The following is a 20,646-nucleotide window of genomic DNA, read 5'->3' as shown; positions in this document are numbered from 1 at the left end:
TTGGGGGCGGCGTGGCGCCTTTTTGTCGTTCAGGGCTGGGCCAGGAAGCGCTGGATGGCCTGGCGCAGCTGGGGGTCGTTGGGCGTGGTGCGGCTGCCGAAGGACAGCACGGTCTTGCCGCTGCGGTCGATCAGGTACTTGTGGAAATTCCATTGCGGCACTTGGCCGGTGGCCTTGGCCAGGGCCTGGTAGAAGGGGTTGGCGTCCTTGCCCACCACCGAGGTCTTGGCCAGCATGGGGAAGCGCACGCCGTAGGTGAGGCGGCAGAAATCGGCGATCTCCTGGTTGGAGCCCGGCTCCTGCTGGCCGAAGTCGTTGGCCGGGAAGCCCAGCACCACCAGGCCCTGGCCCTTCAGTTCGGCGTAGAGGTCTTCCAGGCCGTCGTACTGGTTGGTGAAGCCGCAGTAGGAGGCGGTATTGACCACCAGCAGCACCTTGCCGGCGTACTGGCAGAGGGGCTGGGGCTTTTCGTCCTGCAGGGCGGGGAAGGTGTGCTGCAGCAGGGGCGGACAATCGGCGGCGCTGGCCGGCATGGCGGTTCCTATCAGGCTGAACAGGACGAGGAGGGCGGGCAGAACTCGGGCGGCAAGTCGGGGCATGAATCCTCCGGGCAGGGGCAGGTCGATGGCTCCAGGCCAGCAGCCCGGCTTACTCAAGACAGCAACTGGCGGCTCCGGGTTCCCGGCCCAGGCCTCCGCACGAAGGCGGACGCTGCAAAAAAGCAGGGAACCGGGCGGCATTGGCGCTGTCTCTAGCTGCGCGCCCCCAACTCCAACAGAGAAAACATAAAAATGCTCTACCCGGAACTCTTCACCAGCCTGGAAAAAGCCCGCTGGAACATGGCCGACGACATTCCCTGGGACCAGTTCGACGCCGGCCTGCTCTCCGACGAGCAGGCCATCACCATCAAAATGAACGCCATCACCGAATGGTCCGCCCTGCCGGCCACGGAGATGTTCCTGCGGGACAACAAGGACGATTCCGACTTTTCCGCCTTCATGTCCATCTGGTTCTACGAAGAGCAGAAGCATTCCCTGGTGCTGCAGGAATACCTGCGCCGCTTCCGTCCCGAGCTGGTGCCGACGGAGGAGGAGCTGCACGCCGTGCGCTTCGAGTTCGACCCGGCCCCGCCCCTGGAAACCCTGATGCTGCATTTCTGCGGCGAAGTGCGTCTGACCCAGTGGTACCGCCGGGCCAGCGAATGGCACACCGAACCGGTGATCAAGGCCATCTACGACCACATTTCCCGGGACGAGGCCCGCCACGGCGGCGCCTACCTCAAGTACATGAAGCGGGCCATCGACAAGTTCGGCGACAGCGCCCGGGCCGCCTTCGCCAAGCTGGGCATGCTGATGGCCGCCAGCGGCCGCTCCGGCAAGCCCCTGCACCCCACCAACCTGCACGTGAACCAGAGCCTCTTCCCCAACGACACGGTGCAAAGCCGCCTGCCGGACCCGGAGTGGCTGGAACGCTGGCTCGACACCCAGATCTGTTTCGACAAGACCTGGGAAGCCCGGGTGGTGGGCGGCATCCTGCGCAACCTCTCCAGCCTCTTCGACCAGACCTTCGAGACGGTGCAGGACCTGAGCCGCTACCGCAAAAGCCTCAAGGTGGCCTGAGGCGGTCCCGCCGCTTTCCGCCGCTCCCCCCTTTTCTCCCTCACCGGCCCGGCGGCGCCAGCCTGGCGCCCCGGCTCTGGTAAAATCTCCCGTCTTTGCGGCCGCCACCGGGCGGCCAGCCGTTCTGCCGTGGAGAAATAGCAATGTACAAGTCCCCCCTCATCCAGGATCTGCACGATCGCGGGCTCATCGCCCAGCTGACCGACGCCCAGGCGCTCGATCAACTGCTGACCCAGGAGTCGGTGACCCTCTATTGCGGCTTCGATCCCACCGCCGACAGCCTGCACCTGGGCCATCTGGTGCCGGTGCTGATCCTCAAGCGCTTCCAGGAAGCCGGCCACAAGCCCATCGCCCTGGTGGGCGGCGCCACCGGCATGATCGGCGACCCCAGCTTCAAGGCCACCGAGCGCAAGCTCAACACCCCCGACGTGATCGCCACCTGGGTGGAGAAGATCCGCGGCCAGGTGATGCCCTTCCTCAAGTTCGACGGCCCCAACGCCGCCCGCATGGCCAACAACTACGAGTGGTTCAGCGGCATGAACTGCCTGGAATTCCTGCGCGACATCGGCAAGCACTTCTCGGTGAACGCCATGATCAAGAAGGAATCGGTGCAGCAGCGCCTGGTGCGGGAAGACCAGGGCATCTCCTACACCGAGTTCTCCTACAGCCTGCTGCAGGGCTACGACTTCGCCGAGCTGTATAAGCGTTTCGGCTGCATCCTGCAGGTGGGCGGCTCCGACCAGTGGGGCAACATCGTCGCCGGCACCGACCTGACCCGCCGCCTGCACCAGCAGCAGGTGTACGGCATGACCGTGCCCCTCATCACCAAGGCCGACGGCACCAAGTTCGGCAAGACCGAATCCGGCGCCGTCTGGCTCGACCCGAAGAAGACCTCGCCCTACGCCTTCTACCAGTTCTGGCTCAACACCAGCGACGCGGACGTCTACAAGTTCCTCAAGTTCTTCACCTTCCTGCCCCTGACCCGCATCGCCGAAATCGAGGCGGCGGACAAGGCCGGCGGCGGCAAGCCCGAAGCCCAGCGCATCCTGGCCGAGGAAGCCACTCGCCTGGTGCACGGCGACGAGGCCCTCAAGGCGGCCCAGCGCATTTCCCACAGCCTGTTCTCCGGCGAACTGGCCTCTTTGACGGAAAACGACCTGGAGCAGCTGGCTCAGGACGGCATGCCCGGCGTCGCCATCGACAAGGCCCAGGGCGGCCTCATCGACGCCCTGGTGGCAGCCAACCTGGCCAAGTCCAAGTCCGAAGCCCGCACCTTCATCCAGAGCGGCAGCGTGGCCATCAACGGCCAGAAGGTGGAAGGCATCGAGCACCAGATCGGCGAAGGCGAGCGCCTCTTCGGCCGCTTCACCATCCTGCGCCGGGGCAAGAAGCAGTACGGGCTGGTGAGCTGGATCTGACGCTGCTTTAAAAGCGTTGGCCACAGAGGGCACAGAGGTCACCGGGAAGGTGGGTCTGTGCCCTTGTCGTTTTCAGGGGGTGCCTGGAGAGGTAGCAGGCATGGGCTTTGGCGGCATGGCATGCTGGGGACGGCCGTCTTTCCTGCCTCCCGGGCCATGCCTACTTTCTTTTCGCCACAGCTACAGGCGCACCCACACCTGCACCTCCACCCGCCGCCAGGGATTCCTGTGGCGGGTCAGCCGGCTGATGCGGGCTTCCAGCACTTCGCCCCGGTCCAGGGCGGCGGCCACGGCGGCGTTTTCCGCCCGGGGCAGGTAGCCCAGCTTGGCCTTGCGCCACTCCACCCGCACCGCCCGGGGATCGTGGGGATTGTCCGGTTCCCGGTGCAGGGTCAGGGGGTCGCCCACGGCCATGGCCGGCCACAGGGTGTCGCTGCCGTAATACTGGCTGCCGGCCAGGGGCGAGCTCTGCACCAGGATGCGCACCTCGGCGGCCCCCACCGGCGCCGCCAGCAGCAGGCACGAGAGCAGGAAGGTCCTAATCGGCGTCGAAGGCATTCTTGAGCCATTCCAAGGGAGCGCTCGCCGCCTCGCCCTGCAACAGCACGCAGTCGAAACGGCAGGCGCTGTCGCCCTGTTCCTGCAGCCAGTGGCGGGCCGCCAGGATCAGGCGCTGCTGCTTCTTCCGGGTGATGCTGGCGGCGGCGCCGCCGAAATCCCCGTTGCGGCGCAGGCGCACCTCGACGAAGACCGTGGTGCGGCCGTCGCGGCAGACCAGGTCGATTTCGCCGCCCCTGACCCGGTAGTTGCGCGCCAGCACCTTCAGTCCCCGGCCCTCCAGCCAGGCGGCGGCGCGCGCCTCGGCCAGGCTGCCGTCGGCCTGCCGCGGGTCCCGGGCGGGGGAGGGGGCTGCTGCCGTGGTATCTTTGGCGCCTGTGTTCACGGTCCGGCTCGCGAGTATTGATGACAATTGAATCTGCATTGTATGTGGTCCCCACCCCCCTGGGGAATCTCCAGGACATGAGCCTGCGGGCGGTGGAAGTGCTCAAGGCGGTGCCCTGGGTGGCGGCCGAGGACACCCGCCACAGCCAGCCCCTGCTGCGCCACTTCGGCAGCGGTGCCCGTCTGCTGCCGGCCCACCAGCACAACGAGGAACAGGCCGCTCAGGGCGTCATCGACAAGCTGGCCGCCGGCGAGGCCGTGGCCCTGGTCTCCGACGCCGGCACGCCCGCCGTCTCCGATCCCGGCGCCCGTATCGTCGCCCGAGTGCGGGAGGCCGGCTTCAAGGTGGTGCCCCTGCCCGGCGCCTGCGCCGCGGTGACGGCCCTTTCTGCCTCCGGCCTGATGGCGCCCCATTTCCTCTTTTACGGTTTCCTCCCGGCCAAGGCCGGCCAGCGCCAGAAGGAACTGGAAGCCCTGGCGGCGCTGCCCTACAGCCTGGTCTTCTACGAGGCGCCCCACCGGGTGCTGGAATCGGTGGAGGCCCTGGCCGCCGCCTTCGGCCCGGAACGCACCATTGTCTTCGCCCGGGAGTTGACCAAGCTCTTCGAGACCATCCACGCCTGCCCCCTGGGCGAAGCCCTCGAATGGCTGAAGGCCGACAGCAACCGCCAGCGCGGCGAATTCGTGCTGCTGGTGGAAGCCGCGCCGGAAGATGCCGACGACGGCGCCGGCGAGCGGGTGCTCAAGCTGCTGCTGGCGGAAGGGTTGCCGGTGAAGCAGTGTGCCAAGCTGGCCGCCGAAATCACCGGCGCCTCCAAGAACGAGCTGTACCAGAAGGCCCTGGCCCTCAAGGACGCCGGCTAAGCCGCTCCGTAACTCGCCGCGGCTGCCCGCCAACTGCCTACAGACAGTGGGGCAGGGCGGCAGCTAAAATTACGTTTATCAGCCGCAAGGCCCTTTGACGAAGAACTTCCATGCAAATCACCATCACCCGCCCCGACGACTGGCACCTGCACCTGCGCGACGGCGAAGCCCTGGCCGTCGTGCTGCCCCATACCGCCCGCCAGTTCGCCCGGGCCATCGTCATGCCCAACCTGAAGCCGCCGGTGACCACGGTGGAGCAGGCGGCCGCCTACCGTCAGCGCATCCTGACGGCCCTGCCGGCCGGCATGAGCTTCGAGCCCCTGATGACCCTGTACCTGACGGACAACACCCCGGCGAGCGAAATCGCCGCCGCCGTGGCCTCCGGCTTCGTCAAGGCGGTCAAACTCTACCCGGCCGGCGCCACCACCAATTCCGACGCCGGCGTCACCAGCCTGGCCAAGTGCTCGGCGGCCCTGGCCGAGATGGAAAAGCGGGGCCTGCCCCTGCTGGTGCACGGTGAAGTCACCGATCCGGCCATCGATCTCTTCGACCGGGAAAAGGCCTTTATCGACACCGTCATGATGCCCCTGCTGAAGGACTTCCCCGGCCTCAAGGTGGTGTTCGAGCACATCACCACCGCCGACGCGGCGGCCTTCGTTGCCGAGAGCGGCGCCAACATCGGCGCCACCATCACCGCCCACCATCTGCTCTACAACCGCAACGCCATCTTCCAGGGCGGCGTGCGTCCCCACTGGTACTGCCTGCCGGTGCTGAAGCGCGAGACCCACCGCCAGGCCCTGGTGCAGGCGGCCATCTCCGGCAATCCCAAGTTCTTCCTCGGCACCGACTCGGCGCCCCATGCCACCGGCGCCAAGGAGGCGGCCTGCGGCTGTGCCGGCTGCTACACCGCCCTGCATGCCATGGAACTGTATGCCGAGGCCTTCGACAATGCGGGCGCCCTGGACAAGCTGGAGGGCTTCGCCAGCTTCCACGGCGCCGACTTCTACGGCCTGCCGCGCAACAGCGGCAAAATCACCCTGGAAAAGAAGGCCCAGGCCGTGCCTGCCAGCCTGGCCTACCTGAGCGGCGACAGCCTGACCCCCCTGCGGGCCGGCGAGAGCCTGCCCTGGACCTTCGTCGCCTGACGACCTGACCGCTCCACAGCCTCCCCGAGGATGCCTGCCATGAAGAAGCCCCTGCTGCTCCTGCCCCTGCTGTCCCTGCCCCTGCTGGCCGGCTGCATCAATGACGCCGCCGCCTATCGCATCGATGGCCGCGACCACGCCATCAGCGTCTCCCGGGAGCAGAACTTCTTCTGGGAGAAGACGGTGAAGTTCGCCGTCATCGCCGCCCGCCTGCCGGACTGCCAGCGCATCCACCTGCTCAATCCGGCTCCCCGCAACACCAGGGTCGAGCTGTGGCAGCCCGGTCCCGGCACCTTCGTGCTGAAGCAGGGCGAGGCCTATTTCCTCACCGAAACCCAGACCTGCAAAGGCTTCCAGAAGCTGGCGGCGGCCCCCCAGGAAGGTTTGGGCGACAAGGTGGGCGTGTTCGAGGAGAAGGGCGACCGCTTTGTCTTCACCCCGGAACCCAAACCTGTGACGCCGCCGGCTGCGGCGGCGGAAGCGGTGCCGGCCCCTGCCACGGAACCCGCCGCAGCGGCTCCCGCCGTGCCCGCGCCGACCCAGCAGTGAGCCGGCCGGCTCCCTACGCCAATCCCCTCTTCGCGCCTCTGGCTCCCTGGCTGGCGCGGCTGCAGCCGCCCTGGCCGCCGGTGCCCGATGCCGCCGCCCTGGCCGGCCTGACGGCGCTGGCGGCCGGTCTGGGGTTGCGCTCGGCCACCGGCCATCCCCTGAGTTTTCCGCCGCCCCGGGACGACGGCCTGGGCTACGAGGCGCGCATCGGCGCCAACGGCCAGGTGGAAACCCGGCCCGACAACTGGCACGACTTCTTCAACGCCCTGGTGTGGTGTGCCTTTCCCCTGAGCAAGCAGGCCATCAACGGCCGCCACCTGCAGGCCCTGGCGGCAGCCGGGGACGATGCCCCGGGGAGTGGGCGCGGCGGCGCCCGGGATGCCATGACCCATTTTGACGAGTGCGGCGCCCTGGTGCTGTCCAGCGATCCTTCCCTGTTGCAGCTGCTGCGGGAGTTCCGCTGGCAGGAGCTGTTCTGGCAGCGCCGGGCGGACCTGGCCGCTTCCCTGCGGGTGGTGGTGTTCGGCCACGCCACCTATGAGTCCCTGCTGGCCCCTTTCCGCGGGCTGACGGCCAAGGCGGTGCTCTATGAGGTGGATGTCGCCGCCCTGGCGGCGGTGGATAGCGGCGACCTCTCGGCCCTGGATGCGCGCCTGGCGACTGAGCTGGCCGCCGGCCACCACGGCCGGCCCCGGGAGCTGCAGCCCCTGCCGCTGCTGGGCCTGCCCGGGGTAACCCCGGACAACGAAAATCCGGACTATTACGCCGATGCCTGGCAATTCCGTCCGGGGCGGCACGCCAAGCCCGTATAATGGCGGGGTGAAGCTGGCCAGGCAGCCGCTGGGTATTCGTACCGAGAGGAAAGTCCGGGCTCCATAGAGCGGGATGCTGGCTAACGGCCAGGCGCTATAAGCCGCAAGGCGAAGGCGACGGAAAGTGCAACAGAGAGCAGACCGCCGATGGCTCCGGTGCAAACCGGAGATCAGGTAAGGGTGAAACGGTGGCCGGACCTCAGGTCCGGACGGGCCGGCGCAAGCCGGTTCGGGGTAAGAGCCCACCGCGGCTGTGGCGACACAGACGGCACGGCAAACCCCATTCGGAGCAAGACCAAATAGGGGAGCATTAGGCGTGGCTCGCGCTGCTCCCGGGTAGGTTGCTTGAGCGCCGTGGTAACGCGGCGCCTAGAGGAATGGCTGCCAGGCTGCGGAGGTTCGCCTCCAACGCCCAACAGAACCCGGCTTATCGGCCAGCTTCACATCCCTATTCGTATTTTCCAGACCCCCGCCCGTGGCCGGGGCCGGCAGGCGTTCGCCCGTCGTTCTTTCAGCTTGTCTCCGCCGTTCTCTCTTTAGCTCGTCGTCTTGCCTGTCACCCCGATGGCATGGGGTGCCCTGGGGGCGGAGTTGGTCCTTCAACTCCTAATAAAGTACTTTCGGTTTGATTTGTATCAATATTGATTTTTAAGGAAATTTTTTCTGTAAAATTTTGTCAGAAAGCGCTGTAAGCCCTTGTCGCAAAAGAAAAAAATGCCATTTCCCCATTGACGCTAAGGTTTGAGTGCACTAAAGTGGTGAAACGTGGTGTTCGGTGGTGAATTGTGGAGTGAGCGAAATCCTCCCGCCTGCCGAAGGACCTCGGGGGAAACCAGGGGAAGTCATGTTTCAAGGGGCGGATACGCTGAGTCTGGATGCGAAGGGGCGGCTGGCTGTGCCAGCACGTCACCGGCCCGAACTCGCCCTCAATTCCGCCGGCCGCCTGGTGGTCAATTACCACCCCCACGGTTGCCTCAAGGTCTATCCCGAGTCGGTATGGCAGCCCATCGCCGACAAGCTGTCCAAGATCGCCACCATGAATCCCGCCACCGCCGCGGTGCGCCGGGTGATCCTGGGGACCGCTTCCGTCCAGGAAGCCGACTCCACCGGACGTCTTCTTCTCCCTCCCGCCCTGCGTTCCCTGGCCAAGCTGGATAAACAGGTGATGCTGGTGGGCATGGGTGACCACTTTGAAATCTGGAGCGAGGACTCCTGGGCCAAGCAGAACGAGCTGGCCCTGGCGGCGCTCCAGGATCCTGAGGCTCTCGCCAGTTTCGAGGGCATTGTTCTGTGACCACCGAACGTAGTACCCACGTCACCGTGCTCCTGCAGGAAGCGGTGACGGCCCTCCGCGTTGACCCGCGGGGCGTCTATGTGGACGGCACTTTCGGCCGCGGCGGGCACAGCCGGCTGATCCTCGAGTCCCTCGGGCCCGAGGGGCGGCTGGTGGCTTTCGATCGGGATCCTCGGGCCATCGCGGCCGGGGCGGCGATCCAGGACAAGCGTTTTTCGCTGCATCACACCCCTTTCAGCGAGATGGGGGAGGTGTTGCAGCAACAGGGAATCGGGCTGGTGGACGGGGTGCTCCTGGATATCGGAGTGTCTTCGCCCCAGATCGATGAGGGAGAGCGGGGCTTCAGCTTCAGATTCGATGCCCCTCTCGACATGCGCATGGACACCACCCGGGGCGAAACCGCCGCGGAATGGCTGGCCCGCGCCGATGAGACGGAAATTGCGGAGGTTATAAGGGACTATGGGGAAGAACGGTTTGCTAAGCAGATTGCAAAGAAGATTGTGGCTGCTCGGTCCGAGCGGCCTGTTGCAACCACAAGGCAGCTTGCCGCGCTCGTCGCTGAAGCCGTGCGGACCCGCGAGCCCGGTCAGGACCCGGCGACGCGAAGCTTTCAAGCTATACGGATTCATATCAATCAAGAGCTCCAGGAGCTCTCGCTAGCCCTCTCCCAGGCCCTGGCGCTGCTCAAGCCCGGCGGCCGACTGGCGGTGATTTCCTTCCATTCCCTGGAGGATCGCATCGTCAAGAATTTCCTGCGTGACCAAGCCGAGCCTGCCAGTCACCTGCCCAAGGGTCTGCCCCTGCGTGCCGACCAATTGCCCCAGCCGACCCTGGTGCTGGTGGGCAAGGCGGTGCGGGCCTCCAAGGAGGAAGTGGCGGCCAACCCCCGTTCCCGCAGCGCCATCATGCGCGTGGCGGAACGCACCGCAGTGCCCCTGAGCCGGAAGGTGGCCTGAGATGCTGCGCCTCAACCTGTTCCTACTGCTGGCGGCCATGATCTGCGCCCTGGGCGTGGTCACATCCCAGCACAAGGCGCGCAAGCTGTTCCAGGAACTGGAAGGGGAGCAGGAGCGGGCCCGCAGCCTGGACGTGGAGTGGGGCCAGCTGCAGCTGGAACTGTCCACCTGGGCCACCCATCCCCGCATCGAGAAAATCGCCCGGGACAAGCTGCACATGCATGCGCCGGAGCCGGCCAAGGTGATCAACGTGCCCGCAGGAGGCCGCTGAGATGGCCCGGGCCCGCAGCCACCGCTACACCGAAAGCCCGGTGCTCCAGCTGGCTTTCCCCGCCTGGCGCTCCCGCCTTGCCGCCCTCGCCTTGCTCGGGGGCTTTGCCGTTCTGGCCGGCCGTTCCTTCTATCTGCAGGTGATCAACAACGATTTCCTCCAGGAAAAGGGCGAATCCCGCTATCGCCGGGAGCTGGAAATCTCCGCCTCCCGGGGCCGCATCACCGACCGCAACGGCGACGTGCTGGCCGTGTCCACCCCCATGCGTTCCATCTGGGCCATCCCGGCGGACGTCAAGCTGACCCCGGAGCAGTCCCAGAACCTGGCCAAGATGCTGGAAATGGACGGCCGCGAGCTGAACCGCCGCCTGGCCGAGGACAAGAACTTCGTCTACCTGAAGCGGCAGATCCCGCCGGACACCGGGGAGCGCATCGCCGCCCTGAAGCTGCCGGGCATCCACCAGAACAAGGAATACCGCCGCTACTACCCCTCCGGCGACATGACCGCCCACATCGTCGGCTTCACCGGCGTGGACGACAAGGGCCTGGAGGGCGTCGAGCTGGCCTTCCAGGACCAGCTGCTGGGTCGCCCCGGTTTCCGCAGCGTGATCAAGGACCGCCGCGGCCAGATCGTCGAGGACGTGGGCTCGGTGAAGCCGCCCCAGGACGGCAAGGACATCACCCTGGCCCTGGATTCCAAGATCCAGTACCTGGCCTTCTCCCAGCTGAAGCAGGCGGTGGACGACAACGACGCCAAGGCCGGCGGCGCCGTGGTGGTGGACGCCCGCAGCGGCGAAATCCTGGCCCTGGCCAATTGGCCCACCTACAACCCCAACAACCGGGCCAACCTGTCCGGTGCCCAGCTGCGCAACCGGGCCGTCACCGACACCTACGAACCCGGTTCCACCATGAAGCCCTTCTCGGCGGCCCTGGCCCTGGAGAAGGGCAAGTTCCGTTTCGACTCGGTCATCAACACCGCCCCGGGCAAGCTGACCATCGGCACCGCCACCATTTCCGACTCCCACGCCCACGGTCTGCTGACCCTGGCCCAGGTGATCCAGAAATCCTCCAACGTGGGCATCGCCAAGGTGGCCGGCACCTTCCCGCCCGAGGAAATGTGGACCATGTTCGACAACCTGGGCTTCGGCCAGGCGCCCAAGCTCGGCTTCCCCGGCGAAGTGGGCGGCCGCCTGCGGCCGTGGAAGACCTGGCGCCCCATCGAACAGGCCACCATGAGCTACGGCCATGGCATTTCCGTTTCCCTGATGCAGATGGTGCGGGCCTACACCGTGTTCGCCCGGGACGGGGAGCTGATTCCCCTGACCCTGCTCAAGGGCGACGGCAATCCGGTGAAGGGCGAGCGGGTGTTCTCGCCCCAGACCGTGCGCGAGGTCCGGGCCATGCTGGAAATGGCGGTGCAGCCCGGCGGCACCGCGCCCAAGGCCCAGATCCCCGGCTACCGGGTGGCAGGCAAGACCGGTACCGCCCACAAGCTGGAAGGCGGCGTCTACGCCCGCAAGTACGTGGCCTCTTTTGTCGGCCTGGCCCCGGCCAGCGACCCCCGCCTGATCGTCGCCGTGATGATCGACGAGCCTTCCAGCGGCAAGCACTTCGGCGGCGACGTGGCCGGTCCCACCTTTGCCAACATCATGAGCGGTGCCCTGCGCACCCTGGGCGTGCCCCAGGATGCGGCCCTGCAGGTGGCCGGCTCCAATGCCGGCAAGGAGGCCCTGTGAGCGGTGCCATCGTGGCCCAGGCCCTTCTCGACCAGCTGCGCGCCCAGGGCGTCGCCGTCACCCGGCTGGAGAACGACAGCCGCCGGGTGCAGCCCGGCGACGTCTTCGTCGCCTATCCCGGCCATGCCGCCGATGGCCGCAGCTTCATTCCCGCCGCCCTGGAGAAGGGCGCTGCCGGCGTCTTCTGGGAAGCCCGGGATTTTGCCTGGAATCCCGCTTGGGCCGCCGTGCCCCAGCTGGGCGTGGACAACCTGCAGTCCTTCGCCGGCCATCTGGCCAACCTGGTCTATGGCCGGCCTTCGGAGCAGTTGGCCCTGGTGGGCGTCACCGGCACCAACGGCAAGACCACCTGCAGCCAGTGGATCGCCCAGGCCCTGGGCGGCGCCGGCCGCTCCTGCGCCGTCATCGGCACCCTCGGCAACGGCTTTCCCGACGCCCTGGGCGAAGCCGCCAACACCACCCCGGATGCGCTGGCCCTGCACCGCCTGCTGGCCGAGTACAAGACTGCCGGCGCCGTCGCCTGCGCCATGGAAGTCTCTTCCATCGGCCTCGACCAGGGCCGCTGCCATGGCGCCCGCTTCTCCGTCGCCGTGTTCACCAACCTGACCCGGGACCACCTGGACTACCACGGCACCATGGCCGCCTACGGCGCCGCCAAGGAGCGGCTCTTCGCCTGGCCCGAGCTGAACGAGGCGGTGATCAACCTGGACGATCCCTTCGGCCGGGAGCTGCTGGCCCAGACCACCGCCAGCCTGCGCATCGGCTACACCCTGGAAGGCCGCCAGGCGCCCGAGGCCGACTGGCTGCTGTCTGCCGAAAACCTGCGCCATGGCGCCGAAGGCCTGGCCTTCACCCTGATCGCCCCCCAGGGCCGGGTGGAGGTGGAAACCGGCCTGGTGGGCCGCTACAACGTGGCCAACCTGCTGGCCGTGGCCGGCGCCCTGCTGGCCCTGGGCCTGCCCCTGGAAACGGTGGGCCAGCGCCTGTGCCGCCTGACCCCGCCCGCCGGCCGCATGCAGCGTTTTGGCGGCAAGGGCCTGCCCCTGGTGGTGGTGGATTACGCCCACTCCCCCGATGCCCTGGAAAACGCCCTGACCGCCCTGCGGGAGGTGGCTCAAGCCCGGGGCGGTCGCCTGCACTGCGTCTTCGGCTGCGGTGGCGACCGGGACAAGGGCAAGCGCCCCCTCATGGGCAGCGTCGCCGCCCGCCTGGCCGATGATGTGCTGCTGACCAGCGACAACCCGCGCAGCGAAGATCCTCTGGCCATCCTGGCCGAGATCCGCGCCGGAGCGCCGGAGGCGGCGCTGGAGGCGGAGCGGGAGGTGGCTGTGGCCCACGCCGTGCTGCGGGCGGATGTGGCCGACGTGGTGCTGGTGGCCGGCAAGGGCCACGAGCCCTATCAGGAAATCATGGGTGCCGCCGGCCTGGTGCGGCGCCCCTATTCGGACATCGAGGCCGTGGCGCGGGCCCTGCAACAGCGCGCCGGGAGCATGGCAGCATGATGGATCTATTCGAAGTGGCCCGGGCCACCAACGGCACCGCCTACGGCAGCAACGTGCTGTTCGGCGGCGTTTCCACCGACAGCCGCAGCGTCGGCCGCGGCGAGCTGTTCGTCGCCCTGCGCGGCGAGCGTTTCGACGGCCACGAATACCTGGCCCAGGCCAGCGAGCGGGGCGCCTGCGCCGCCGTGGTGGCCGTGGATACGGTGGAGCAGCTGCAGGGCAAGGTCAGCCTGCCCCTGGTGGCGGTGGCCGACACCCGCCTGGCCCTGGGCGCCCTGGCCGGCTACTGGCGGGCCAAGTTCTCCCTGCCCCTGATCGCCGTCACCGGTTCCAACGGCAAGACCAGCACCAAGGAAATGATCGCCTCCATCCTCCAGGCCCAGGCCGTGCTGGATGGCTACGATCCGGCCATGGTGGTGCTGGCGACCCAGGGCAACTTCAACAACGACATCGGCCTGCCCCTGACCCTGCTCAAGCTGCGCACCACCCACCGTTCCGGCGTCATCGAGATGGGCATGAACCATCCCGGCGAGATCGGCTACCTGACCCGCCTGGCCCAGCCCACCGTGGCCCTGGTGACCAACGCCCAGCGCGCCCACCTGGAAGGCATGGGCGACCTGCAGCAGGTGGCCGAGGAAAAGGCCACCATCTATGCCGGACTGAAGCCCGGTGGCGTCGCCCTGGTCAGCGCCGACGACGCCTTCGCCGCTTACTGGAAGGGCGTGAACGAGCGTCGCCGTGTCGTCACCTTCGGCCTGGACAAGCCCGCCGACGTGGGCGGCAAGGTGCAGCTGCACGGCCTGGAAACCCGCATCGACCTGACCTCGCCCAAGGGCAATGCCGCCATCCGCCTGCGGGTGCCCGGCCTGCACAACGCCCGCAACGCCGTGGCCGCTGCTGCCGCCGCCCTGGCCGGCGGCATTTCCCTGGCGGCCGTGGTCGGCGGGCTGGAGTCCTTCCGTGGCGTCAAGGGCCGCCTGCAGCAGAAGCAGGCCGCCGCCGGCGCCGTCATCCTGGACGACACCTACAACGCCAATCCGGATTCGGTGCGGGCCGGCATCGACGTGCTGGCCGCCACCGTGGGCCGCAAGATCCTGGTGCTGGGCGACATGGGTGAGATCGGCGCCATGAGCGGCCAGTATCACGACGAAATCGGCGGCTACGCCAAGTCCCAGGGCGTGGACCAGCTGCACTGCCTGGGCGAGGCCGCGGCCCAGGCGGCGCGCAACTTCGGCGCCGGCGGCCACCACTACAAGAACCTCGAGGCCCTGGTGCAGGCGGTGCAGGCCGAACTGACCGGCGATACCACCGTGCTGGTGAAAGGCTCCCGCTTCATGAAGATGGAGCGGGTGGTGGACGCCCTGACGGCGCCGGCCGCCAACCAAAATTCCAAGGAGAACAGCTGATGCTGCTGCTGATCGCCCAATGGCTGGGCCAGGATATCCGGGCCTTCAACGTCTTCAACTACATCACCCTGCGCATGGTGCTGGCCGCCATGACCTCCCTGCTCATCTCCTTTGTCGCCGGTCCCGGCGTCATCCGCTGGCTGGCGGCGAAGAAGATCGGCCAGGCGGTGCGCACCGACGGCCCCCAGACCCATCTGGTGAAGACCGGCACCCCCACCATGGGCGGCGTCCTCATCCTCATCGCCATCGGCATCACCACCCTGCTGTGGGGCGACCTCTCCAACCGCTACGTCTGGGTGGTGCTGGTGGTGACCCTGGGCTTCGGCGCCGTGGGCTGGTACGACGACTGGAAGAAGGTGGTGTACCGGGACCCCAACGGCCTGGCTTCCCGCTGGAAGTTCTTCTGGCAGTCCGTATTCGGCCTGGCAGCCGCCGTCTATCTGGGGCTTTCCGCCACCGGCCCGGCCCAGACCGAAGTGATCATTCCCTTCTTCAAGGCCTTCTCCTATCCCCTGGGTGTGATCGGCTTCATCACCCTGACCTACTTCGTCATCGTCGGCACCTCCAACGCGGTGAACCTCACCGACGGCCTGGACGGCCTGGCCATCATGCCCACCGTCATGGTGGCGGCGGCCCTGGCGGTGTTCGCCTACGTCGCCGGCCACGCCGGCTACGCCAAGTACCTGTTCCTGCCCTATGTGCCGGGCGCCGGCGAGCTGGCCGTGTTCCTCGGCGCCCTGTGCGGCGCCGGCCTGGGCTTCCTGTGGTTCAACGCCTATCCGGCCGAGGTGTTCATGGGCGACGTGGGCGCCCTGGCCCTGGGCGCGGCCCTGGGCACCGTGGCGGTGATCGTGCGCCAGGAAATCGTGCTGCTGATCATGGGTGGCGTCTTCGTCGTCGAAACCCTGTCGGTGATGCTGCAGGTGAGCTGGTTCAAATACACCAAGAAGCGCTACGGCGAGGGGCGACGCATCCTGCTGATGGCGCCCCTGCATCACCACTTTGAACAGAAAGGCTGGAAGGAAACCCAGGTGGTGGTCCGCTTCTGGATCATCACCATCATGCTGGTGCTGTTCGGCCTCTCCACTCTGAAGCTGCGTTGAAACCGCGTTAAGCGAAGGCAATAGAACGAAATGAACGTCCAAGGCAAACAGGCGGTGGTAGTGGGACTCGGCGAGTCCGGCCTGGCCATGGCCAAATGGCTGGCCCGGGAAGGCGCGCGGGTGCGCGTCGCCGACAGCCGTGCCCTGCCGCCCAATGCGGACGCCTTCCGCAGCGCCGTGCCGTCTGCGGAGCTTGTCACCGGCCCGTTCCAGGCCGCTACCTTCGCCGGGGCAGATTTCATCGCCATCTCCCCGGGGGTGCCGGTGGAGCAGGTGAGCGCCGTGGCCGGCGCCGTGCCCCTGGTTTCCGAAATCGAACTCTTTGCCTGGGCCCTGGGCCGCTACAGCCCCGCCGCCAAGGTCATCGCCATCACCGGCAGCAACGGCAAGACCACCACCACGGCTCTCACCGGCGCCCTCGGTGCCGCCGCCGGCCTTAACACCCGGGTCGCCGGCAACATCTCCCCCGCCGCCCTGGACGCCCTGATGGATGCCCTCGACGGCAACGACCTGCCGCAGCTGTGGGTGCTGGAACTGTCCAGCTTCCAGCTGGAAACCACCCACAGCCTCAACGCCGACGCCGCCACCGTGCTCAACGTCTCGGAAGACCACCTGGACCGCTACGCCGGCTCCATGGACCGCTACACCGAGGCCAAGGCCCGCATCTTTCAGGGCAAGGGCGCCATGATCCTCAACCGGGACGACGACCGCAGCCTGGGCCTGGGCCGCTGCGGCCGCAATTTCGTCACCTTCGGCCTGGACCAGCCGGGCCGGGCTCTGGATTACGGTATTGCCGACGGCTACTTGATGCGCGGCAACGACAAGCTGCTGGCCCTGGCCGAGATGCAGCTGGCCGGCCTGCACAACGCCGCCAATGCCATGGCCGCCCTGGCCCTGCTGGAGGCGGTGGGCGTCGCTCCCGCCGCCGTGCTGCCCGCCCTCAAGGCCTTCAAGGGTCTGCCCCACCGGGTGGAACACGTGGCCCGCATCGGCGCCGTCGATTACTACGACGACTCCAAGGGCACCAACGTGGGCGCCACCCTGGCCGCCATCGAGGGCCTGGGCCGGCCCCTGGCCATCGTTCTCGGCGGCGACGGCAAGGGTCAGGACTTCTCGCCCCTCAAGGCCGCCCTGCAGCAGCACGGCCGTGCCGTGGCCCTGATCGGCAAGGATGGCCCGGCCATCGGCCAGGCCATCGCCGGCTGCGGCCTGCCCACCGAATCCTTCGCCGATATGGCCGCCGCCGTCGCCTGGCTGGCCGCCCAGGCGAAGGCCGGCGACGCGGTGCTGCTGTCCCCGGCCTGCGCCAGCCTGGACATGTACAAGAACTACGCCCACCGCGCCCAGGCCTTCATCGACGCGGTGCAACAGCTGGAGGGCCGGGCATGAGCATGGTCCAGGCCCTCAATCAGCCGCGCCAGGAGCCCACGGAAGTGGACATGCTCCTGCTCTGGTCCGTCCTCGGCCTGCTGGCCCTGGGGCTGGTGATGGTCTATTCCTCCTCCATCGCCACCGCCGAGGGCAGCAAGGCCTTCGGCTACCAGCCGGCCTACTTCCTCATCCGCCACGGCGTATTCCTCTGCGTCGCCATGGTGGCCGCTGCCGTGGCCTTCCAGGTGCCGGTCAAGGTGTGGCAGGAACTGGCGCCCTGGCTGTTCCTGGCCGGTGCCGTGCTGCTGGCCGTGGTGCTGATCCCGGGCATCGGCCGGGACGTGAACGGCGCCCGCCGCTGGCTGCCCCTGGGCTTTGCCAACTTGCAGCCGTCCGAGCTGATGAAGCTGTTCGCCGTGCTCTACGCCGCCGACTACACGGTGCGCAAGATGCCCCACATGCACGACCTGAAGAAGGCCTTCCTGCCCATGGCCGGCGCCATGGTGGTGATCGGCGGCCTGCTGCTGAAGGAGCCGGACTTCGGCGCCTTCGTCGTCATCATCAGCATCGCCATCGGCATCCTCTTCCTCGGCGGAATGCGGGCCCGGCTCTTCGCCGTGCTGTTCGTGGTGCTGCTGGCCGCCTTCGCCATCCTCATCATCGTCTCCCCCTACCGGCGCGACCGTCTCTTCGGCTTCATGGACCCCTGGTCCGACGCCTTCGGCAAGGGCTACCAGCTGTCCCACGCCCTGATTGCCTTCGGCCGCGGCGAGCTGTTCGGCGTCGGCCTCGGCGGCAGCGTGGAAAAACTGTTCTACCTGCCCGAAGCCCACACCGACTTCCTCCTCGCTGTCATCGCCGAGGAACTGGGCTTTGTCGGCGTCCTGGTGGTGGTGGGCCTGTTCGCCCTGCTGGTGCAGCGGGCCTTTGCCATCGGCCGCCAGGCGGTGGCCCTGGAGCGCCTCTACCCGGCCCTGGTGGCCATGGGTATCGGCATCTGGATGGGGGTGCAGTCCTTCATCAACATGGGAGTGAACATGGGCCTGCTGCCCACCAAGGGCCTGACCCTGCCCCTGATGAGCTTCGGCGGCTCCGGCGTGGTGGCCAACTGCGTGGCCCTGGCCATCCTGCTGCGGGTGGACTGGGAGAATCGACAACTGATGCGGGGAGGCAAGGTATGAGCCAGAAGACCCTGCTGGTCATGGCCGGCGGTACCGGCGGCCACATCTTCCCCGCCCTGGCGGTGGCCGACTACATGCACGAGGCCGGCTGGAACGTGGTGTGGATGGGCAACCCGGCAGGGATGGAAGCCCGGCTGGTGCCCCAGCGCGGCTTCCCCCTGGTGCCGGTGAAGTTCGGCGCCCTGCGCGGCAAGGGCCTGCTGCGCAAGCTGCTGCTGCCCCTCAATCTGCTGCGGGGCTTCTGGCAGGCCTTCCGCGCCATCCGCGTGGTCAAGCCCGACGTGGTGCTGGGCATGGGCGGCTACATCACCTTCCCCGGCGGCATGATGGCCGCCCTGCTGGGCAAGCCCCTGGTGGTGCATGAACAGAATTCCATCGCCGGCCTGGCCAACAAGGTCCTGGCTGGCGTCGCCGACCGGGTGGTCACCGGCTTCCCCGACGTGATGAAGAACGGGGAGTGGGTGGGCAACCCGGTGCGTCCGGAAATCGCCGCCCTGGGCGACCCCCTGAAGCGCTACGAAGGCCGGGAAGGCAATCTGCACCTGCTGGTGGTGGGCGGCAGCCTGGGCGCCCAGGTCCTTAACGACACGGTGCCCAAGGCCCTGGCCCTGTTCGACGAGGCCGAGCGGCCCCAGGTGGTGCACCAGGCCGGCGAGAAGATGATCGACGCCCTCAAGGCCGGCTACGACGCCGCCGGCGTCGCCGCCCACTGCGTGCCTTTCATCGACGACATGGCTGGCGCCTACGAATGGGCCGACCTGGTGATCTGCCGGGCCGGCGCCCTCACCGTGGCCGAGCTGGCAGCCGCCGGCGTGCCGGCCATCCTGGTGCCCTATCCCCATGCGGTGGACGACCACCAGACCGGCAATGCCGAATTCCTGACCCAGGTGGGGGGCGCCATCCTCCTGCCCCAGAACGAACTGACGCCGGAGCGCCTGGCGCTCCTCAAGGAAATGCCCCGCAGCCAGCTGGCCCAGATGGGCGAGAAGGCGCGGGAGCTGGCCAAGCCCAATGCCACGGCCATGGTGGCCAAGGCATGCATGGAAGCTGCGAGCAAAGAATGAAACACAAGATCAAACATCTGCATTTCGTCGGCATCGGCGGCTCGGGCATGAGCGGCATCGCCGAGGTCATGCTCAATCTGGGCTACCAGGTGTCCGGCTCCGACCTGGGCGAGAACGCCGCCACGGCCCGCCTCACCGCCCAGGGCGCCAAGGTCATCAAGGGCCACGATGCGGCCAATATCGCCGGTGCCGACGCCGTGGTGGTCTCCACCGCCGTCAAGGCCGACAATCCGGAAGTGGTGGCGGCCCGGGAGGCCCACATCCCGGTGGTGCCCCGGGCCCAGATGCTGGCCGAGCTGATGCGCCTGAAGCAGGGCATCGCCGTCGCCGGTACCCACGGCAAGACCACCACCACCAGCCTGGTGGCCTCCATCCTGGCGGAAGGCGGTCTGGACCCCACCTTCGTCATCGGCGGTCGTCTCAATGCGGCCGGCGCCAATGCCCGCCTAGGCTCCGGCGATTTCCTGGTGGCCGAGGCGGACGAGTCTGACGCCTCCTTCCTGCTGCTGTCGCCGGTGATTTCCATCGTCACCAACATCGACGCCGACCACATGGAAACCTACGGCCACGACTTCGGCCGGCTCAAGGGCGCCTTCGTCGATTTCCTCAACCGCCTGCCCTTCTACGGCGTGGCGGTGCTGTGCGTGGACGACCCCAATGTGCGGGAGATCCTGCCCCAGGTGCCCAAGCAGGTGATCCGCTACGGCCTGGACCCGGCCACCTGCAACGTCTACGCCGAGAACATCGTCGAGGCCGGCGGCCAGATGAAGTTCGACGTGGTGCGGGTCAATGGCAGCACCACCCGCCTGCCCATCACCCTCAACCTGCCGGGCCGCCACTACGTACTCAACGCCCTGGCCGCCATTGCCGTGGCCACCGAGGTGGGCGTGGCCGACGAGGCCATCGTCACCGCCCTGGCTGAATTCAAGGGCGTCGGCCGGCGCTTCCAGCGTTACGGCGAAGTGGCCTGCCCGACCGGCGGCAGCTTCACCCTGGTGGACGACTACGGCCACCACCCGGTGGAAATGGCCGCCACCCTGGCCGCCGCCCGCGGCGCCTTCCCCGGGCGCCGCCTGGTGCTGGCCTTCCAGCCCCACCGCTACAGCCGCACCCGGGACTGCTTCGAAGATTTTGTGAAAGTGCTGTCCACCGTGGACACCCTGCTCCTGGCCGACGTCTATGCGGCCGGCGAGCAACCCATCGTCGCCGCCGACGGCCGGGCCCTGGCCCGGGCCCTGCGGGTGGGCGGCAAGGTGGAGCCGGTGTTCGTGGAGGACATCGCCGCCATGCAGCAGACCATTCTGGATTGCGTCCGGGACGGCGATGTGGTGCTGACCATGGGTGCCGGTTCCATCGGCGGCATCCCGGCCAAATTAGCCGCCCAGCCGGCGGCCAAGTAAGTGAGTGTGTGAGA

20 protein-coding genes and 1 other RNA gene are annotated in these 20,646 nt (G+C 67.7%); 18 read left to right on the top strand and 3 right to left on the bottom strand.

Annotation, left to right across the window (positions count from 1 at the left end):
- Window positions 1-29: 29 nt before the first annotated feature.
- The gene (locus AZSP09_RS09005) at window positions 30-599 is read right to left on the bottom strand and encodes a glutathione peroxidase (protein ID WP_152089825.1); all 570 of its coding nucleotides are present in this window, start codon (window positions 597-599) and stop codon (window positions 30-32) included.
- Window positions 600-791: 192 nt separating this feature from the next.
- On the opposite strand from AZSP09_RS09005, the gene AZSP09_RS09000 reads away from it, so the two are divergent.
- Window positions 792-1,619, top strand: a complete 828-nt coding sequence (locus AZSP09_RS09000) for a ferritin-like domain-containing protein (RefSeq protein ID WP_152089824.1) — start codon at window positions 792-794, stop codon at window positions 1,617-1,619.
- Window positions 1,620-1,762: 143 nt separating this feature from the next.
- Window positions 1,763-3,037: a tyrosine--tRNA ligase gene (tyrS, locus tag AZSP09_RS08995; RefSeq protein WP_014235375.1), complete on the top strand. Its 1,275-nt coding sequence runs from the start codon at window positions 1,763-1,765 to the stop codon at window positions 3,035-3,037.
- Between the two features lie 180 nt (window positions 3,038-3,217).
- Here tyrS and AZSP09_RS08990 read toward each other — a convergent pair whose 3' ends face one another.
- A complete protein-coding gene (locus AZSP09_RS08990) occupies window positions 3,218-3,595 on the bottom strand; it encodes an HIRAN domain-containing protein (RefSeq protein ID WP_152089823.1) in 378 nt (125 codons plus the stop codon).
- Entirely contained in the window at window positions 3,576-3,980 is a 405-nt protein-coding gene (locus AZSP09_RS08985) for a YraN family protein (protein WP_172974727.1), read from the bottom strand. Before AZSP09_RS08985 ends, AZSP09_RS08990 begins: the two co-directional genes overlap by 20 nt.
- Window positions 3,981-4,000: 20 nt before the next feature.
- Between AZSP09_RS08985 and rsmI the strand changes: the two genes are divergently transcribed.
- From rsmI to murC, 16 genes are all read left to right on the top strand, one after another.
- Window positions 4,001-4,843, top strand: coding sequence for a 16S rRNA (cytidine(1402)-2'-O)-methyltransferase (gene rsmI, locus AZSP09_RS08980; protein WP_152089822.1), 843 nt, complete (start codon window positions 4,001-4,003; stop codon window positions 4,841-4,843).
- Between the two features lie 110 nt (window positions 4,844-4,953).
- A complete protein-coding gene (pyrC, locus tag AZSP09_RS08975) occupies window positions 4,954-5,988 on the top strand; it encodes a dihydroorotase (RefSeq protein ID WP_152089821.1) in 1,035 nt (344 codons plus the stop codon).
- Between the two features lie 39 nt (window positions 5,989-6,027).
- Window positions 6,028-6,537 (top strand): hypothetical protein, encoded by a 510-nt coding sequence (locus tag AZSP09_RS08970; protein ID WP_152089820.1) that lies wholly within the window; start codon window positions 6,028-6,030, stop codon window positions 6,535-6,537.
- Window positions 6,534-7,349: a DUF3025 domain-containing protein gene (locus AZSP09_RS08965; protein WP_152089819.1), complete on the top strand. Its 816-nt coding sequence runs from the start codon at window positions 6,534-6,536 to the stop codon at window positions 7,347-7,349. Before AZSP09_RS08970 ends, AZSP09_RS08965 begins: the two co-directional genes overlap by 4 nt.
- Window positions 7,350-7,358: 9 nt before the next feature.
- Window positions 7,359-7,795: RNase P RNA component class A (rnpB, locus tag AZSP09_RS08960), an RNA gene on the top strand.
- 398 nt (window positions 7,796-8,193) lie between these two features.
- Window positions 8,194-8,643: a division/cell wall cluster transcriptional repressor MraZ gene (gene mraZ / locus AZSP09_RS08955; protein WP_014235368.1), complete on the top strand. Its 450-nt coding sequence runs from the start codon at window positions 8,194-8,196 to the stop codon at window positions 8,641-8,643.
- Entirely contained in the window at window positions 8,640-9,599 is a 960-nt protein-coding gene (rsmH, locus tag AZSP09_RS08950) for a 16S rRNA (cytosine(1402)-N(4))-methyltransferase RsmH (RefSeq protein ID WP_152089818.1), read from the top strand. Before mraZ ends, rsmH begins: the two co-directional genes overlap by 4 nt.
- A 1-nt stretch (window position 9,600) precedes the next feature.
- Window positions 9,601-9,870 (top strand): cell division protein FtsL, encoded by a 270-nt coding sequence (gene ftsL / locus AZSP09_RS08945; protein WP_014235366.1) that lies wholly within the window; start codon window positions 9,601-9,603, stop codon window positions 9,868-9,870.
- Between the two features lies 1 nt (window position 9,871).
- On the top strand, window positions 9,872-11,605 hold the full coding sequence (locus tag AZSP09_RS08940) for a peptidoglycan D,D-transpeptidase FtsI family protein (RefSeq protein ID WP_130459178.1): 1,734 nt from the start codon (window positions 9,872-9,874) through the stop codon (window positions 11,603-11,605).
- Complete coding sequence (locus AZSP09_RS08935) at window positions 11,602-13,107, top strand: UDP-N-acetylmuramoyl-L-alanyl-D-glutamate--2,6-diaminopimelate ligase (RefSeq protein ID WP_172974726.1); 1,506 nt, start codon at window positions 11,602-11,604, stop codon at window positions 13,105-13,107. Before AZSP09_RS08940 ends, AZSP09_RS08935 begins: the two co-directional genes overlap by 4 nt.
- Window positions 13,104-14,513: a UDP-N-acetylmuramoyl-tripeptide--D-alanyl-D-alanine ligase gene (locus AZSP09_RS08930; protein ID WP_152089817.1), complete on the top strand. Its 1,410-nt coding sequence runs from the start codon at window positions 13,104-13,106 to the stop codon at window positions 14,511-14,513. The genes AZSP09_RS08935 and AZSP09_RS08930 overlap by 4 nt, the downstream gene beginning before the upstream one ends.
- The gene (gene mraY, locus AZSP09_RS08925) at window positions 14,513-15,616 is read left to right on the top strand and encodes a phospho-N-acetylmuramoyl-pentapeptide-transferase (protein WP_014235362.1); all 1,104 of its coding nucleotides are present in this window, start codon (window positions 14,513-14,515) and stop codon (window positions 15,614-15,616) included. The genes AZSP09_RS08930 and mraY overlap by 1 nt, the downstream gene beginning before the upstream one ends.
- Window positions 15,617-15,646: 30 nt before the next feature.
- Entirely contained in the window at window positions 15,647-17,005 is a 1,359-nt protein-coding gene (murD, locus tag AZSP09_RS08920; protein WP_152089816.1) for a UDP-N-acetylmuramoyl-L-alanine--D-glutamate ligase, read from the top strand.
- A complete protein-coding gene (gene ftsW / locus AZSP09_RS08915; protein ID WP_130459175.1) occupies window positions 17,002-18,168 on the top strand; it encodes a putative lipid II flippase FtsW in 1,167 nt (388 codons plus the stop codon). The genes murD and ftsW overlap by 4 nt, the downstream gene beginning before the upstream one ends.
- A complete protein-coding gene (gene murG / locus AZSP09_RS08910) occupies window positions 18,165-19,232 on the top strand; it encodes an undecaprenyldiphospho-muramoylpentapeptide beta-N-acetylglucosaminyltransferase (RefSeq protein WP_152089815.1) in 1,068 nt (355 codons plus the stop codon). Before ftsW ends, murG begins: the two co-directional genes overlap by 4 nt.
- Window positions 19,229-20,632, top strand: a complete 1,404-nt coding sequence (gene murC, locus AZSP09_RS08905) for a UDP-N-acetylmuramate--L-alanine ligase (protein WP_152089814.1) — start codon at window positions 19,229-19,231, stop codon at window positions 20,630-20,632. Before murG ends, murC begins: the two co-directional genes overlap by 4 nt.
- Window positions 20,633-20,646 lie beyond the last annotated feature (14 nt).

Source organism: Azospira sp. I09 (genome assembly GCF_009177135.1).
GTDB lineage: Bacteria > Pseudomonadota > Gammaproteobacteria > Burkholderiales > Rhodocyclaceae > Azospira > Azospira oryzae.
The sequence above is the reverse complement of the archived record's forward strand: the minus strand, read 5'-3'. Positions and strand labels throughout refer to the sequence as shown.

Coding starts and splice junctions, on each gene's coding strand:
- murD (WP_152089816.1), top strand. CDS start 15,647: ATGAACGTCCAAGGCAAACAGGCGGTGGTAGTGGGACTCGGCGAGTCC.
- tyrS (WP_014235375.1), top strand. CDS start 1,763: ATGTACAAGTCCCCCCTCATCCAGGATCTGCACGATCGCGGGCTCATC.
- mraY (WP_014235362.1), top strand. CDS start 14,513: ATGCTGCTGCTGATCGCCCAATGGCTGGGCCAGGATATCCGGGCCTTC.
- mraZ (WP_014235368.1), top strand. CDS start 8,194: ATGTTTCAAGGGGCGGATACGCTGAGTCTGGATGCGAAGGGGCGGCTG.
- AZSP09_RS08930 (WP_152089817.1), top strand. CDS start 13,104: ATGATGGATCTATTCGAAGTGGCCCGGGCCACCAACGGCACCGCCTAC.
- murC (WP_152089814.1), top strand. CDS start 19,229: ATGAAACACAAGATCAAACATCTGCATTTCGTCGGCATCGGCGGCTCG.
- AZSP09_RS09000 (WP_152089824.1), top strand. CDS start 792: ATGCTCTACCCGGAACTCTTCACCAGCCTGGAAAAAGCCCGCTGGAAC.
- AZSP09_RS08940 (WP_130459178.1), top strand. CDS start 9,872: ATGGCCCGGGCCCGCAGCCACCGCTACACCGAAAGCCCGGTGCTCCAG.
- pyrC (WP_152089821.1), top strand. CDS start 4,954: ATGCAAATCACCATCACCCGCCCCGACGACTGGCACCTGCACCTGCGC.
- AZSP09_RS08970 (WP_152089820.1), top strand. CDS start 6,028: ATGAAGAAGCCCCTGCTGCTCCTGCCCCTGCTGTCCCTGCCCCTGCTG.
- AZSP09_RS09005 (WP_152089825.1), bottom strand. CDS start 599: ATGCCCCGACTTGCCGCCCGAGTTCTGCCCGCCCTCCTCGTCCTGTTC.
- murG (WP_152089815.1), top strand. CDS start 18,165: ATGAGCCAGAAGACCCTGCTGGTCATGGCCGGCGGTACCGGCGGCCAC.
- ftsL (WP_014235366.1), top strand. CDS start 9,601: ATGCTGCGCCTCAACCTGTTCCTACTGCTGGCGGCCATGATCTGCGCC.
- ftsW (WP_130459175.1), top strand. CDS start 17,002: ATGAGCATGGTCCAGGCCCTCAATCAGCCGCGCCAGGAGCCCACGGAA.
- AZSP09_RS08990 (WP_152089823.1), bottom strand. CDS start 3,595: ATGCCTTCGACGCCGATTAGGACCTTCCTGCTCTCGTGCCTGCTGCTG.
- rsmI (WP_152089822.1), top strand. CDS start 4,001: ATGACAATTGAATCTGCATTGTATGTGGTCCCCACCCCCCTGGGGAAT.